1 protein-coding gene is annotated in these 1,818 nt (G+C 59.7%); it reads left to right on the forward strand.

Annotated features, from left to right (window positions below):
• Nucleotides 1-1,438 (forward strand): membrane or secreted protein (locus ABX749_RS31590; protein WP_372899537.1); only part of this gene is annotated, 1,438 nt, incomplete at its 5' end.
• Between the last annotated feature and the right edge of the window lie 380 nt (nucleotides 1,439-1,818).

The raw sequence follows: 1,818 nt of genomic DNA on the forward strand, positions 1-1,818 counted from the left end.
CGACGAAACGATTCGGGTCTACCGCACCAAGCCGAAACCCGGGCAACTGAAAATCGTCGAGATCGCGCTGACGTGGAATGACGAACGCTTTATCGCGGCCGATCGCGAGAGCGTGGTTCAAGGTGTGTTGGACGTCGCCGCTGGAAAATCGCCCGCCAAAGCCTTTTCCAGCCGAGCGTCCTACCAACAAGTGCTCGCCGATTCGACCGCCGAGATCGATTCGGCAAACGAGAAACAGGCAACGGTCTGTTGGCAGTGGTATGCCGAGCCGTTTGCCATGGGACGGATCTTGCGCGAGGTCGTCGAGTACGACCGCCGCGATGATCTGGATGTGATCGAGCTGCTCGAGCGACAGGGCTTTGGCGTGATCGAGGCGGTCGGTGGCGTCGGTGTCGTGGCCGGCAAGCGATTCGACGTGCTTCACTGCGGCGTCGTGTTGGCCCCCGGCAAATTGACCAAAGCCGCTCGGATGTTGCAGTCCAAGAATTCCATCCGTCTGCCGATTCCAACTTGGCCGACCGAAGACACCGGCGCGTTCTTTCGATTCAATTGGGAATTGGAGTCCGCATTTTGGGCGGCCGAATCGTTGGTCAACGATGCGTTGGGCGAAGATCTATTTCGGCCGATGATTGAAGGGATCCGCGATGACCCCGAAGGCCCGCAGATCGATATCGCGAGAGACTTTTTGCCCAACTTGGAAAACGAGGTGATTCTGATCACCGACAATACGATGCCGGCCGGGCCAGAGTCGGATCGGATGTTGGTCGCCCTGCGGATCAAGAACGCGGACGTCGTCGCCAAGGTCGTTCAGAAAGCGATGGAAGTCGAACCGGACGCGATCAAGTTGGAGGTGCCCGAGTTCGACGTCTGGCGTGTCGAACGCGGCAAGAACGACAGTGATGATATCGACGCCCAATTGGCGGCACTCGGCTTTGACGAAAACATCGACGAAGAAGACACGTCGCCGTTGCTCAACCACTGGGCGATCGCGGTCGTCGAAGGCCAGCAGGACGACGATGCCGATTACCTAATGTTTTCCAGCCACTCGGAATTGTTGGTCAAGCTGGGCAAACGCGTTCGAGTCGGCGAGACGGGAGATCGTTTGGCGGCGACCGAGCGTACCAAGACGATCGTCGCAGCGATCGACGATTTGAACAAGGGCAACGAAGTCACCTACGACAGCGTCGTTCACCCCAGCATCGCGCTGCGGGCACGCTACGAGCTGCTGCGGAAAGGACAACTCAAAGACAGTGACTCGCTGATCGCCAATTTGCTCCGGCGGATCGTCGAAAACGACGAAGACGGGGAGCCGGATCCGATTCAAGCCGGCAAGCTGCCGCCGTTCGAGACGATCAAAGCGTTCTTCACCAGTGCCGGAGCGTTCTGGGAAAAGACCGACAGCGGTTGGACCATGACCGGGTTCTTGATGGCGGAGTAGTCGTTTGCCTGACATTTGTTAGCGGAACGGCGCGAGCCGTCCGGTGTCAGCGCGAAAGCACCCTGGAAAACTGGAAGGCTCGCGCCCTTCCGCTTCGTAAGGCCCGTCGGCTTGCGCCAAACGGCTGATGATCGTTTGACATCAGCCGGTTCGCGCCAGCGTCCGGGCCTTTTCCGTTGAGGTTTCACGCCAGCGGCGTGCCACATCAAAGCTTGGGGTCGCGCCCGCGCACCCCAAGTTCCGGTCTAAAGCACTTCCTTGAGTGCCTCGATCATCACCGGCAGGACTCGGGCTTGGACGTCGCTGAGCGTGCCTTCTTGGAACGCACCGGCGGCCGCTTTGTGCCCGCCGCCGCCGAACTGTTCGGCGATTTCGTTGAC

The organism is Stieleria sp., from assembly GCF_041595215.1.
Classification (GTDB): domain Bacteria; phylum Planctomycetota; class Planctomycetia; order Pirellulales; family Pirellulaceae; genus Stieleria; species Stieleria magnilauensis.